This window comes from Sphaerospermopsis sp. LEGE 00249 (assembly GCF_014299995.1).
Classification (GTDB): Bacteria; Cyanobacteriota; Cyanobacteriia; order Cyanobacteriales; family Nostocaceae; genus Sphaerospermopsis; species Sphaerospermopsis kisseleviana.
The window spans coordinates 1-14248 of sequence record NZ_JACJUZ010000065.1 but is presented as its reverse complement, the minus strand read 5'-3'; the positions used below and the strand labels follow the sequence as shown (position 1 = coordinate 14248).

Genomic DNA, 14248 nt, shown 5'->3' with positions numbered 1-14248 from the left:
TTTTCTTACTGTCACCTGTCACCTGTCCCCAGTCCCTCACAAGGGTAGGTATTTTACATTGTCGTGAGGGCAAGACTTGGAGGACAAAGCAGACAAGGTGACAAGGGAGGAAATACGTAACAAGAATGTACAATTGGTAACAAAAACTGAGGCTAAACAGACCTTGTTTTGTATAAAATCTTCCTTGTCTACAATACCTCCTTGTCTTCCAGGTCCTGCCTCAACAGATAATATTAAAAACCTACCCCTGTGAGGTCCCCAGTCCCCAGTCCCCAGTCCCCAGTCACCTGCCCTTTGAATCTAGTCTATGAAACTAATATATCTAAAAGAAGCCGTCTATATAGCATAAATGTTAGGATTGCCACAGAGAGAGAATAGCGTGCATAGAAGGAAAAAAAACTGAATGGCAGAATTTGAGAAGTCAATATCCTTTGATGGACGGGATATTCGACTGAAGGTAGGACTGTTAGCCCCCCAAGCGGGTGGGTCGGTGTTGATAGAATCGGGGGATACTGCTGTTTTAGTGACAGCTACAAGGTCAGAAGCCAGAGAAGGCGTTGATTTTCTTCCCCTGACGGTAGATTATGAAGAAAGACTGTATGCAGCAGGAAGAATCCCTGGTGGTATCATGCGCCGTGAAGGTCGTCCACCTGAAAAAGCGATTTTAACTAGCCGTCTGATTGACCGTCCTTTGCGTCCTTTGTTTCCTTCATGGTTACGGGATGATTTGCAAATTATTGCTTTCACCCTGTCAATGGATGAACAAGTACCGCCAGATGTGTTAGCTGTAACTGGCGCTTCTATCGCTACTCTTATTGCCCAAATTCCTTTTAATGGACCAATGGCAGCAGTGCGGGTAGGTTTAGTAGGTGATGATTTCATTATTAACCCCACCTATGCGGAAATTGAAGCGGGTGATTTGGATTTAGTAGTTGCTGGTTCACCTGATGGTGTGATCATGGTGGAAGCCGGAGCAAATCAGTTACCAGAGCGAGATATCATCGAGGCCATTGATTTTGGTTACGAAGCAGTGCGGGATTTAATCCAAGCACAGCTAGATTTAGTTGAAGAACTGGGTTTAAAACTCGTCCAAGAAGAGCCACCGGAAGTAGATCAAACATTAGAAAACTATATCCGCGATCGCGCCAGTGCAGAAATTAAAAAAATCTTGGCTCAATTTGAGTTAACCAAAAACGAGCGTGATACAGCTTTAGATGCAGTTAAGGATGAAATCAAAGCGGAAATAGAAGCCTTACCCGCAGAAGATCCCATTCGTGTAGCTGCTACAGCCGATAGCAAAGCCCTTGGTAATACCTTTAAGGATATCACCAAATATTTTATGCGCCGTCAAATCGTTGAGGATAACGTGCGCGTTGATGGTCGTAAATTAGATGAAGTCCGTCCTATATCTTGCCAAGTCGGAGTTTTACCCCGTCGTGTACATGGCAGTGGATTATTTAACCGGGGACTAACTCAGGTGTTATCTGCTTGTACCCTGGGTACACCAGGAGATGCTCAAAATCTCAATGATGATCTGCAAATAGATCAATCTAAACGTTACCTGCATCATTACAATTTCCCACCCTTCTCCGTCGGTGAAACCAAACCCATGCGTGCGCCAGGAAGACGAGAAATAGGTCATGGTGCTTTAGCCGAAAGAGCGATTTTACCCGTACTACCGCCTAAAGAACAATTCCCCTACGTCATCCGCGTAGTATCAGAAGTGCTTTCTTCCAACGGTTCTACCTCAATGGGTTCTGTCTGTGGTTCTACCCTTGCCCTTATGGATGCGGGTGTACCTATTATCAAACCTGTCACCGGTGCAGCAATGGGCTTGATTAAAGAAGGCGACGAAGTGCGCGTTCTCACCGATATTCAAGGCATTGAAGACTTCTTAGGGGACATGGACTTCAAAGTTGCGGGTACTGATACAGGCATCACCGCCTTACAAATGGATATGAAAATATCCGGTTTGTCGTTGGACGTGATCAAACAAGCTGTTGAGCAAGCTAAAGCAGCCCGGTTACATATTTTGGAGAAAATGCTCCAGACCATAGACACACCACGCACCGAAACCTCACCCTTTGCCCCACGTCTATTGACGATAAAGATTGATCCAGAAATGATTGGTCTGGTCATTGGACCCGGTGGTAAAACCATCAAAGGAATTACCGAAGAAACTGGTGCAAAAATCGACATTGAAGATAATGGTACAGTCACCATTTCCGCAGTCGATGAAGGCAGAGCAAAGAGAGCAAAGAGCATCATTCAAGGCATGACTCGTAAACTCAATGAAGGGGATGTTTACATAGGTCGTGTGACACGGATTATACCTATTGGTGCATTTGTGGAATTTTTGCCCGGAAAAGAAGGCATGATTCACATTTCTCAACTTGCTGACTATCGTGTTGGTAAAGTGGAAGATGAAGTAGCCGTTGGTGATGAAGTGATTGTCAAAGTGCGCGAAATTGACAATAAAGGTAGAATTAACCTGACACGCTTGGGTATACACCCTGATCAAGCAGCTGCTGCGCGAGAAGCTGCGGCTACAAATCGTTAACAACGATTAAGGATTTTAGATTTTGGATTAGAGATCAATCGCAAATCTAAAATCCGCGATGCCTTATTTCAGCGGGCATCGCTGTATGATTTTTTAAATTATTTTTGAATAGATATCATGTCTGTTGGCGCTGGTGACTGGTGACTGGTGACTGGTGACTGGTGACTGGTGACTGGTGATTGGTGACTGGTGATTGGGAATAATATTAACCATTACCCAATTCCCAATTCCCCATTACCCATTCCCAATTCCCAATTCCCAATTCCCCATTCCCAATTCCCAATTTGTCAATTTCAGAGATTTTTGGTACATAAAAATTAAGTAACCTACATGGTTCGCTTTTATCCCTCATCGGACACCCAGCATAGTGAGTGCTAAACGTCTACCAGAAACTACCGCCCATGTCAGAATCACCCGTCAATCTTGGCAACATGGCTTTCTTGAAGGTGATGTCAGCGCCGGCGATTTTGAATGGCATTTTCAATGGCATTTCCGTCGGGGAGAACTATCTGTCAAACCTTCCCAGGGTCGCGCTTTAATTAAAGAACCTCTCGGCCGCTTTTTGGAAAAACAAGATTACCAATTAGAACCAGGAGGCGATTATGCTTTTACTATTCGGGCTGAATTGTAAATAGAAGGAGTCAAGAGTCAGGAGTCAGTTATCAGTAGAACTGCTGGAAGTTAAGCGGTTAAGGTAGCGTTCAATTAACAGGATGGCTACAATATCATCTATTGGTCGTGGTGGCTGTCGCAAACCTTTTGGTAAAAGTTTGGTGAGTCCTGTAGGTGGGAACATCTGCCAATAGCGATCGCGTGCTTCTAGAGTTGTATAACGCTCATCCACTAACACAATATTTACAGAGGGAATTAATTCCTGATTCAGTTGCTGTTTCCACTTTTTCGCCGTGGTTTGATCCCCCATGACAATTAAAGAAACAGGGTATTTTTGCCGTAGTGAAGAAATTTGTGCGATCGCCTCAACCGCAGGTACAACTTGATGAAAATACAACTGCCGATCCAACCCCATCACAGCTACACCACATTTATCTCGACCAGGATCAAAGCCTAAAATTGCAGGTTGTGTATTAGTCATAGGGAACAGGGAATAGGGAAGTGGGGAATGGGGAATTGGGAATTGGGAATTGGGAATTGGGAATGGGGAATTGGGAATTGGGAATTGGGAATTGGGAATTGGGAATGGTTGATATTATTCCCAGTCACCAGTCACCAGTCACCAGTCACCAGTCACCAGTCACCAGTCACCAGTCACCAGTCACCAGTCACCAGTCCCCAATCATGTGCTAAAAATAATTTGTCCATTGAAAAGTGCTACAAGTTTGATTCTCAATGGTCCTGCCGTATAGGTATTCTCAGCAGCTACAGATTTAATTTCTAAAGGTTGTTCAGATTGTTGCAATTGCGAGAAAAAGCGCAAAAAAGTTCCATCTACCTGTACTGCTTCCACAATACCAGCATTGCGGGCGCGAAATTGAGAAGCAGAAATCAGCAAGTCTAAACGTTGCCTTAATTGATATGATGTCATAGTTTTCATATCAGCAGAGGTTGTAGCTAGAACCTCACCTGCGGAGAATACCAGTTGATTTGGCATGGCATCAGCAAAAAATTCTATCTGTTTTTCTCCTCTGACATAATTACCCGCCGAAAAAATTCGCACTACATATTCTCTACCATCTTTAATTTGTTTGATAAGTTGTTCAACTCTCTCTTGGGTAACACGCAATAATTCTGCATTTCCCGGATTTGTTCCTGGTTCACTTAATTGGATGTTGGCATTGCGGTTAGCTTCTTGCAAAATTTGGACTACTACTTCACCAGCAGCAGTAGGTTTATCGACACGAACTACATCAGCAGCCAAAACTTGACCACGAACTAAGGCCAATTTACCCAAACGCAGGTCACGATAAGACTGGTAATATTTTTCTAGCCTTGCTACTTCCTGTTCTAAATATTGTTGCTGATTTTCTAATTCTTTGAGCCGAGCTTCTCTAGTAGCAATTACTTGTTCTCGTTTTTTAATTTCTAAGTTGCGATTTTGAATAAGTTTATCTAAATGAGCGATTTTTTGATCTCGCTGTTTAATCATTTCTTGCCGATTAGCAAGTTCTAAATCCCGTTTTTCGATAGCTGTCTTAGCTTCGTCAATGGCTTTTTTAGCTTCAGCATACAGTCGCTGACGTTCTGCCCTCAACTCTTCCACTGCTGTCTGCAATGCTTGACGCTGTTGATAAAGGTTGTCTAGTTCATTTATAGCTTGTCTATACTGAATCACTACTTCACCCAGTCGGCTTTGAGTGCCTTGCAGTTGCGCTTGAGTTTTGGCTTGTTGGCTAATAGTGCGGTTGAGTTGAGATTGGGTGATCTGTTGTTTGGCATTTGCCGCTTTTAGAGACTGATTAATGTTTTGTAAATCTTGCTGTGCTTGAGCTTGTTCTTTCCTAGCTTGAATTAACTGATTTTCTACCTCAGTTTTTTGGGTTTCCGCAATTTTTAATTGTTCTCGCTTGTTTCTTAGGTCTTTTTGAATATCCTCTAACTCAAACACTCCTTTCCGCAAACCTTCATCAGCAGCAAATAAAATTGCTAAAGTCGATGCCGATATTACACCACCCGTAAAAATCGTTACTAATACGGCTGTATTTTTAGGACGCAAATTAAATAAAGAGAGGCGTGCCTTGCCCACCTTAGTGCCAATGCGATCGCCCACAGTGGCAATCACGCCCCCCAGAATTAAAATTGCTGCTATCAGGATGTACCCGGTGGCCATCTTCAACTACCGCCAGAAATGCTTCCAGATACAGCCTACTACTTTCAACCATTGTCTGTGGGGGAAAGAAGATTGGCAAAAGCAGAATTTAGTCAATTTTTAAATTTCCTCCGATTGCGGGTATTTTTTTTCAAAACACAACTTCAATACAACTTGTACCAACTTTCTCCCCAACAGATTTTAAGTAAATTGCTTACTTAATGTGACAGGTTTATGCACAGTAATCTTTTTCTTGTGGATGGAGATCATTTTTTTCTCGCGTAAATCTCCAAGCAATCTGGTGACAGTAACACGAGTAGAACCAATTGCTTCAGCGATCGCCTGATGGGATAGCTTTAAATCAATGGTAATGCCATCTGCACAGGGGACACCAAAATCCCGACAGAGAATTAACAAAAAACTGATCAACCGAGAACCCATATCTCGGTGAGCAAGTGTTTCAATCATCATCTCTGTTTGCAGAATCCGCGAAGATAGTCCCCGCAGCATTAACATTGATAATTCTGGATTTTCCTTGAGTGCTTGCTCTACTTGTTCAATTGGGGCAGAAAGTAATTCTACCGCCGTAAAGGCAACTGCATGATAGAACCTATCTGACTTATTACCCGTTAGCAATGACAACACACCAAAAACACTATTTTCCCGCAGCAGTGCTACCGTTATTTCTTCTCCTGCTTCATATACCCTGGAAAGTTTCACAGCACCCTTGAGAAGAAAATAAACTCGTTCGGCGGGATCGCCGGGAAAAAAGATCGTTTTGTTGCGTTCAAACGTCTCCACAACTGGCGGAAATGCTCCAGTTGCCATCTGACGAAAAACATTTGCTAGGGCTTTATCTTGTGTCACGATCATCTCCCTTCCCCTACCCAATGCCGGAAAAACAAAAACTGATTACCTAAGAATACACCTGAAAATTCAATAAAGCACCGTCAACCTTTCTGTTTTTTACTATACTCAAATTTCTCATTTTATCTTTATTTGTTGATCATGATACCCAATTTTTGTTATTTTTAGTTAGAAATGGTAGATCAGTAGTTTCTCAAACTGAACTAAAGAGGTTTTTTTGCAGAAAAATTTGCCATATCTTTATAAGTTCTTAAACAATTACAGCAGGAGTCAGGATGAGGCAGTGCTGTCTTGGGGTCTCCCCAAGTGAAGAAACTACCGTTCAGGAGTCAGAAGTAAAACTCTCTTTCTGTCTATGTTTCAATTTAGATGCTGTACCTCATTGATCTGCAATCTGCTTTATCATAAATTTTGTTGCTGGCAACACCCAAACGAATGATAATTCTGAAAATCCCCTACCTAACTAAGTAAAAATAGGGTCAGATTCTAGTATGGTTATCTATACTCCTAATGATTGATCACATTGACTATTGATATGCTGAATCTGTCCGGTAAAAACGCCTTAGTCACGGGTATTGCCAATAATCGCTCCATTGCCTGGGGTATTGCTCAACAACTACACCAAGCTGGTGCTAACCTGGGTATTACCTATTTGCCAGATGAAAAAGGCAAATTCGAGAAAAAAGTCTCAGAATTAGTCGAACCTCTCCAACCTAGCTTATTCCTTCCCTGTAACGTTGAAAACGAGGAACAAATTCAAGCCACTTTTGAAACTGTCCGTGATCAATGGGGTAAATTAGACATCCTCATTCACTGTCTCGCTTTTGCTAACAAAGAAGATTTAAGCGGAGATTTTAGTCAAACTTCCCGTTCCGGTTTTAATAAAGCTTTGGAAGTTAGCACTTATTCACTGATTCAGTTAAGCGGTGCTGCCAAACCCTTGATGACTGAAGGCGGTAGTATTGTTACTCTCTCCTATTTAGGTGCAGTCCGAGCTATCCCTAATTATAACATCATGGGTGTAGCCAAAGCTGGATTAGAAGCCAGTGTTCGTTACTTAGCAGCAGAACTAGGTTCCCAAAATATTCGCGTTAATGGTATTTCCGCAGGACCCATCCGCACTTTGGCATCTTCAGCAGTAGGCGGTATTTTAGATATGATTCATCACGTTGAGGCAGTTGCACCCTTGCGTCGCACCGTTACACAATTAGAAGTAGGCAATACAGCAGCTTTCCTCTGTAGTGATTTAGCCAGCGGTATTACTGGGCAAATCCTGTATGTAGATGCAGGATATGAAATGATGGGAATGTAATAGGTGATTGGTGATTGGTGATTGGTGATTGGTGATTGGTGATTGGGAAAAACAACTAATGACCAATGACTAATAACTAATAAATAATAACTAATAACTAATAACTAATAACTAATAACTAATGACTAATGACTACTAACCGCATTGCTACAGTTAAACGTACTACTGGGGAAACGGATGTAATAGTAACCATAAACATTGATGGTACGGGCATCTGTAACGCTAATACTGGCATTCCTTTCTTAGATCACATGATCCATCAAATCGCCTCTCATGGTTTATTTGATTTGGATATTCAAGCTAAAGGTGACTGGGAAATTGATGATCACCACACTAATGAAGATGTGGGGATTACTTTGGGTCAAGCTTTACATCAAGCACTAGGTAATAAAAAAGGCATTGTCCGCTTTGGTAATTTCCTTGCACCCCTAGATGAAGCTTTGATTCAGGTAGCTTTAGACTTTTCTGGCAGACCTCATCTCAGTTATGGTCTAAATATTCCTACTCAACGAGTGGGAACTTATGACACCCAACTGGTACGGGAATTTTTTGTGGCATTGGTGAATCATAGTCAAATGACCTTGCATATTCGCCAACTTGATGGTATTAATTCCCATCATATTATTGAAGCAACTTTTAAAGCCTTTGCCAGAGCGATGCGGATGGCAGTAGAAATCGATCCTCGTCGTGCTGAGACTATTCCTAGTTCCAAAGGTGTGCTATAAGTTACTGATGGTAGTGTAAGAAAGCTATTCTCTTGGCGATAATTGACACAACAATATAGTCATGTATTGTGCTAATTTCTAACTTGTAATCAATCGCACCCAGTCGGTAATTGGTAATTGAAACACGATGAATTCTGTTGCAGACACATCCGCTCCTCAACTGAATCCTGTAGATCAGCCTCCAGTAGTTCTGACTTCTGAGTTGCGAAAAGTTTATCGCACGGGTTTTTGGCTGAATCAAAAAGTCGTATCTTTGAAAAGTTGTTCTTTACAAGTTTACCCAGGGGAAACCTTTGGGTTATTGGGTCCTAATGGTGCGGGTAAAACCACTCTGTTAAAACTTTTATTGGGAATTATCCGCCCTTCTGCTGGCAGGGGATTATTATTAGGTAAGCCACTTGGCGATCGCTCGGTGAAACAGCGTATTGGTTACTTACCAGAAAATCCCTATTTATACGACTATCTCACCGGCTGGGAATTTTTGGAATTAGCTGCTGGTTTATTCCAAATACCTCAAAAGGTGCAACGTCAACGCATTCCCGAACTGTTAGAATTAGTCGGTTTGTCACAAACTGATGCTCGTAAAAAGATAATGCGACGTTATTCTAAAGGAATGCTTCAACGAGTTGGTATGGCTCAGGCATTAGTTAATAATCCAGAATTGGTATTTTTAGATGAGCCTATGTCTGGACTTGATCCCTTGGGACGTTACCAAATGCGAGAAATTATTCTCTCACTCAAAAAAGCTGGAAAGACAATATTTTTCAACAGTCATGTTTTGAGTGAAGTAGAACAAATTTGCGATCGCATTGCCATCTTGGCTAAAGGAGAATTAATTTGTGCTGGTTCTCTAAATGAACTTTTAGGTACAGAGAATACCTATCATGTCAAAGGTCAAGGAGGCGATAGAGAAGTTCTGAATAAAAGAATACTTGATTTGCAATTTGAACCTGATGGTAGTTGGCACGGTATTTTACAAGCAGATTACTATGATTTTCTAGCCAGTCTCCGATTAATGGGTGGTAAAATTATGACTATGAACTTAACTCGTCAATCTTTAGAAGAGTTCTTTATCCAACAGATCCAAAAACAAAATCAGTAATAATTCAGGATTCAGTACAGGCGTTCCTACGGAACGTCTGTACTAGATTCAGGAACTTCTTCTGTTTCCTAAATGCTTATCCCTACATTGTGTAAACACTTGCTTTTATAACTGAAAAGTAACTTAAATCATGTAAGGCTAATTACTGGTAATAACTTGTAATAAAATTTCTTCTATTCCCTAAATCCTATAAAATATGATTCTTCACTATTGACGAATTTGAAAAAACTTGCTGTAATCGTTAACAATTAGATGATCTGTCCGAGTTTTAATTTAAATTAAGTTAACTAAAAATTCAGAATACAGGATCAGATTATATCCTGAAAACCATAGTTAATTAGGAAAATAAGAATGATAGGGAACTTGAATAATTAACTATAGTCAACCTTAAAAATGTTTAGAAATTTACAGATGGTAGTCTCAAATTCTCCAGTAAATATGCTTAATATACATTTGTGGAAATTTTTAACCCATTCAACTACAGCTGTAGTTTTGTTAACGAGTGTCAATCTTGCTTTACCATCCGTCAGCCTAGCGCAACAAAGAACAGCATCACAAACATCCAGCATATCTACAGACTACTTATTAGGTGGAGGCGATCGCATTCGTGTCAACATATTTGAAGTACCTGAATATACGGGTGAATATCAAGTACCCCCTGGTGGTTCAATTAACCTACCTCTAATTGGTAGTATATCCGTTCTCGGATTAACAACGGAACAGGCAGCAGACGAAATATCTAGAAGATATGCTCGCTTTCTCAAACGTCCGCTAATTTCAGTTAATTTATTATCACCTCGTCCCATTAACATTTTTGTAGCTGGAGAGGTAACACGACCAGGCGCTTACACTCTCAGTTTACAGGGCAGCGGCGGCGATAATCCCGGTTTACAATATCCCACAATATTAGCAGCACTTAGCACAGCCCAAGGGGTAACATTAGCAGCAGATGTGACTAAAGTACAATTACGCCGTAAGGTCGGACGTTCTGGTGAACAGGTTATTGCTCTCAACCTCAAAGAAATCACCCAAACAGGCAGAATACCCCAAGATATCACCTTACGGGATGGAGACACCATAGTTGTACCCACCGCCACAGATTTCAACGTTGCTGAAGCTCGGAATTTATTTGCAGCCAATTATGCGGCTAGTCAAACTGCACCCCGCACAGTAGCTATTACAGGTCAAGTGTACCGTCCCGGTTCTTATTTAGTAACACCAGGTGGTGGTGGTGGAAATGATGGTGGAGCGCCAGGAACAGGCTTACCAACTGTCATGCGAGCAATTCAACTAGCTGGAGGAATTACATCACAAGCGGATGTGCGGAGTATTAAAATCCGCCGTCCTACTAGAATTGGCTCAGAACAAACATTAAATCTCAATCTCTGGGAATTATTGCAAACTGGGGATCTAAATCAAGATGTGGTGTTGCAAGATGGAGATACAATTGTTGTTCCCACAGCCACTGAGATTAATCCAGCGGAAGCAATACAATTAGCTACTACTACTTTATCACCGTCAACTATTCAAGTAGGGGTAGTCGGAGAAGTGAAAAAACCTGGATTAACAAATTTACAGCCGAATAGCTCTTTAAATCAGGCTTTACTGGCTGCTGGTGGCTTTAATGATGCTAGGGCTAGTAGTGGTGCTGTAGATTTGATTCGTCTCAATCCCAATGGTACTGTTACTAAACGGTTAGTAAAAATAGATTTCTCCAAAGGCATTAACGAAGAAACCAATCCCATACTTCGTAATAATGATGTTGTGGTAGTCAACCGTTCTGGTGTTGCCAAGGCTGGTGATACAGTAGGTACTGTAGCAGGTCCTTTGGGTCTTATCTTTAATGTTCTCAGGTTTTTTGGATTCTAAAATACTGTTCACAATCAAAGTCATACTTTTTGGTAAAGAGCAGGGGGAAAGGGTTAACAGGAGTTAGTAAAACAGTAACTAGCTGTTAGCCCTGAATCAAACCTGCAAATTTTCATCTAAAATTGGTAAGATAGACCTAGAGAAAGAACAGGATAAATGCTCAACCAGTCCAAATCGTCTTCCAATTGTTTCCTTTCTGCCTCTACATCACCTGCGGGAATATAACCAGGTGCTGTTAACTCTACTTTTGGTGAGCCAGCAAACATCACACCCAAATTAGCGGAGAAACCCCAGCGGTTACCAGATTTCACAGCATTACCCCAACCAATACCTAGATATGGTGCTACGCTATTAGGTAGGGAAATCTTGGCTTTTACTGTGTCACCAGAACCGATGACATAGTCTATTCCATTTATGTTAATTGTTGTACCACCATTGGTGGCTTTACCAGTTCCTTCGATATTATTGTCTTGAAACACCAGACCTCCAGTCAAACGAAAACCGGACTTTTGCCAAGGATGGTAGTCAACTAAAGTAGAAACATTGAATAAGTTAAGTTTAGCATCATAACTGATATCAGATTCTTCAATATCTGCGCTGATACCTAAACCAGTAATTCCAAGTTTAGCATTGATATTAGGTGTTACAGATTTGGTGACTGTTGCACCAACACCTAGTGTACTAATTTCAGGGGTGATTGCCCAACCGCTGGTTTTTGCAGGAGTTTTACTAGTTTCCTCAGTAGGTTTAGCTTCTTGTAACGGTTGTGTTGATGGATCAGGACGATTAGCGCAGCGAGAATTTAAAGGGTAATCTTTGCAGAACTTGTTTAAATCTAATGGTCTTTTGGCAAGTAAATCTACAGCATCGTAAGAAAAAGTACCAGGTTGAGGACGAGTCTCACTTGTTTCTGGTGTTATTGATGTAGCAATCACGTCATTTGTAACTGCTGGCTGAGTTGTTGATTCTGCAATCACTTCTTTAGCCATCACTACTTGATTTATTGATGTACCCATCACTAAACTGGCTGTTACTGTCAGTACAGATGTGCCAAACCCTAACTTATTCATGATTTCACTACTCACAGAATTTATTTGTAATAGTGTATATTATCAGCAATGTATAAATAATTGTTTATTTATGAAAAAAAATTTACACATAACACTATAGCTATAACCATCAAGATTAGGACATAAACTATAGCAGGTGAGTATTCATAGTGTTAAAAGCCTTTGATTGTCTAAGTTTGAGATTTAGTTTATGTCCTAACCGTCTTGTGTACAGCTATATCAAGCACAGCATAAAAGACGTAACAAATTTTAATTTAAATTTTAATGTGTATAATTTTCAAACAGACGAAAAAAAGCTCTCGCTTGACAGCAAGAGCAAGAAAATTAATTGATTGTCAGTGATGAAAGAAAACTAGAAAAACCTAGTCAAGATCCTTCATGTAGTAAGCTGGTTCGTTCTCACGGTCAATACCTCTCTCAAAACCACCAGCAGCAGCACGAGCGCGTCCTGCGTGCCACAAGTGACCGATAAGGAAGAAGAAACCTAAGACGAAGTGAGAAGTAGCCAACCATGCACGAGGAGATACATAGTTGAAGGAGTTGATTTCAGTAGCCACACCACCTACAGAGTTCAAAGAACCCAGAGGAGCGTGAGTCATGTATTCAGCAGCACGACGAGCTTGCCAAGGCTGAATATCATTCTTGATTTTTTCTAAGTCAAGACCGTTAGGACCACGGAGAGGCTCTAACCAAGGACCACGGAAATCCCAGAAACGCATGGTTTCACCACCGAAGATGATTTCACCGGTAGGAGAACGCATCAAGTATTTACCAAGACCGGTAGGACCTTGAGCAGAACCAACGTTAGCACCTAAGCGTTGGTCACGAATCAAGAAGGTTAAAGCTTGTGCTTGAGAAGCTTCAGGACCAGTAGGACCAAAGAATTCGCTGGGGTAAACGGTGTTGTTATACCAAACCATGACGGAAGCGATAAAGCCCATCATGGACAAAGCACCTAAGCTGTAGGATAGGTAAGCTTCACCAGACCAGATAAAAGCACGACGCGCCCAAGCAAAAGGCTTGGTGAAGATGTGCCAAATACCACCGGAAATACAAATTAAAGCAATCCAGATGTGACCGCCGATAACATCTTCCATGTTATCAACGCTGATAATCCAGCCTTCGCCACCAAAGGGAGCTTTAATGAGATAACCAAAGATGATAGCAGGGTTGAGGGTGGGGTTAGTGATTACACGCACGTCACCACCACCGGGAGCCCAGGTGTCATAGACACCACCGAAGAACATAGCCTTCAGTACCAACAGCAACGCACCGCATCCTAAGATGATCAGGTGGAAGCCGATGATGTTGGTCATCTTGTTCTTGTCTTTCCAGTCATAACCAAAGAAAGAAGAATATTCTTCTAAGGTTTCAGGACCACGTACAGCGTGGTAGATACCGCCAAAACCGAGAACAGCGGAAGAAATTAGGTGCAGTACACCTACAACAAAGTAGGGGAAAGTGTCGATAACTTCACCACCAGCACCAACGCCCCAACCTAATGTGGCAACGTGAGGGAGAAGAATTAAGCCCTGTTCATACATGGGCTTTTCTGGGATAAAGTGAGCAACTTCAAATAGTGTCATTGCTCCAGCCCAGAATACAATCAAACCAGCGTGAGCAACGTGAGCGCCCAGCAGTTTACCAGATAGGTTGATTAAACGAGCGTTACCAGACCACCAAGCAAAACCGCTTGATTCTTGGTCACGGCCACCGGCTATAACTGATCTATTAGAGAGCGTTACCACGTGGTAGTACCTCCTCTGGGAATACGAACTGTTCGTGGGGTTGATCTTGAGGAGCCATCCAAGCGCGGATACCCTCGTTCAACAAAATGTTTTTGGTATAGAATGTTTCAAATTCTGGGTCTTCTGCTGCCCGTAATTCTTGGGAAACGAAGTCATAAGCCCGCAGGTTTAATGCTAAACCCACGATACCTACTGAACTCATCCACAACCCGGTTACGGGTACAAACAACA

At 41.7% G+C, this 14248-nt stretch carries 12 protein-coding genes and 1 pseudogene; 7 read left to right on the top strand and 6 right to left on the bottom strand.

Translation table 11 applies throughout. The features are described 5' to 3' along the window. Positions 1 to 403: 403 nt before the first annotated feature. A complete protein-coding gene (locus H5968_RS19225) occupies positions 404 to 2560 on the top strand; it encodes a polyribonucleotide nucleotidyltransferase (protein WP_187041240.1) in 2157 nt (718 codons plus the stop codon). Positions 2561 to 2927: 367 nt separating this feature from the next. Next, positions 2928 to 3191, top strand: coding sequence for a DUF3146 family protein (locus H5968_RS19220; RefSeq protein ID WP_096566311.1), 264 nt, complete (start codon positions 2928 to 2930; stop codon positions 3189 to 3191). 24 nt (positions 3192 to 3215) lie between these two features. On the opposite strand, the gene H5968_RS19215 is transcribed toward H5968_RS19220, so the two are convergent. Then, entirely contained in the window at positions 3216 to 3653 is a 438-nt protein-coding gene (locus tag H5968_RS19215) for a pre-16S rRNA-processing nuclease YqgF (protein WP_187041239.1), read from the bottom strand. Positions 3654 to 3715: 62 nt separating this feature from the next. Between H5968_RS19215 and H5968_RS19210 the strand changes: the two genes are divergently transcribed. Continuing rightward, positions 3716 to 3865 carry a hypothetical protein gene (locus H5968_RS19210; RefSeq protein ID WP_187041238.1) on the top strand — a complete coding sequence of 50 codons (150 nt, stop codon included), beginning with the start codon at positions 3716 to 3718 and terminating at the stop codon, positions 3863 to 3865. Here H5968_RS19210 and H5968_RS19205 read toward each other — a convergent pair. After that, on the bottom strand, positions 3855 to 5345 hold the full coding sequence (locus tag H5968_RS19205) for a DUF3084 domain-containing protein (RefSeq protein ID WP_187041237.1): 1491 nt from the start codon (positions 5343 to 5345) through the stop codon (positions 3855 to 3857). The two genes, H5968_RS19210 and H5968_RS19205, sit on opposite strands and share 11 nt — an antisense overlap. A gap of 180 nt (positions 5346 to 5525) precedes the next feature. Further along, positions 5526 to 6197 carry a global nitrogen regulator NtcA gene (gene ntcA, locus H5968_RS19200; protein ID WP_096566305.1) on the bottom strand — a complete coding sequence of 224 codons (672 nt, stop codon included), beginning with the start codon at positions 6195 to 6197 and terminating at the stop codon, positions 5526 to 5528. Between the two features lie 529 nt (positions 6198 to 6726). Between ntcA and fabI the strand changes: the two genes are divergently transcribed. From fabI to H5968_RS19180, 4 genes are all read left to right on the top strand, one after another. Continuing rightward, entirely contained in the window at positions 6727 to 7503 is a 777-nt protein-coding gene (fabI, locus tag H5968_RS19195) for an enoyl-ACP reductase FabI (RefSeq protein WP_187041236.1), read from the top strand. Between the two features lie 128 nt (positions 7504 to 7631). Beyond that, positions 7632 to 8228 carry an imidazoleglycerol-phosphate dehydratase HisB gene (gene hisB / locus H5968_RS19190; protein WP_187041235.1) on the top strand — a complete coding sequence of 199 codons (597 nt, stop codon included), beginning with the start codon at positions 7632 to 7634 and terminating at the stop codon, positions 8226 to 8228. Between the two features lie 127 nt (positions 8229 to 8355). Then, positions 8356 to 9330 carry an ABC transporter ATP-binding protein gene (locus H5968_RS19185; protein WP_187041234.1) on the top strand — a complete coding sequence of 325 codons (975 nt, stop codon included), beginning with the start codon at positions 8356 to 8358 and terminating at the stop codon, positions 9328 to 9330. A gap of 438 nt (positions 9331 to 9768) precedes the next feature. Continuing rightward, positions 9769 to 11199: a polysaccharide biosynthesis/export family protein gene (locus H5968_RS19180; RefSeq protein ID WP_187041233.1), complete on the top strand. Its 1431-nt coding sequence runs from the start codon at positions 9769 to 9771 to the stop codon at positions 11197 to 11199. A 116-nt stretch (positions 11200 to 11315) separates the two neighbouring features. Here the strand turns inward: H5968_RS19180 and H5968_RS19175 are convergent, their stop codons facing one another. The 3 genes and pseudogenes from H5968_RS19175 to H5968_RS19165 form a co-directional block, all read right to left on the bottom strand. After that, complete coding sequence (locus tag H5968_RS19175; RefSeq protein WP_370569790.1) at positions 11316 to 12284, bottom strand: hypothetical protein; 969 nt, start codon at positions 12282 to 12284, stop codon at positions 11316 to 11318. A 347-nt stretch (positions 12285 to 12631) separates the two neighbouring features. Beyond that, on the bottom strand, positions 12632 to 14017 hold the full coding sequence (gene psbC / locus H5968_RS19170) for a photosystem II reaction center protein CP43 (protein ID WP_096566293.1): 1386 nt from the start codon (positions 14015 to 14017) through the stop codon (positions 12632 to 12634). Further along, positions 14001 to 14248 (bottom strand): annotated as a pseudogene (locus H5968_RS19165) (photosystem II D2 protein (photosystem q(a) protein)); the annotation flags it as partial. The gene psbC and the pseudogene H5968_RS19165, both read right to left, overlap by 17 nt.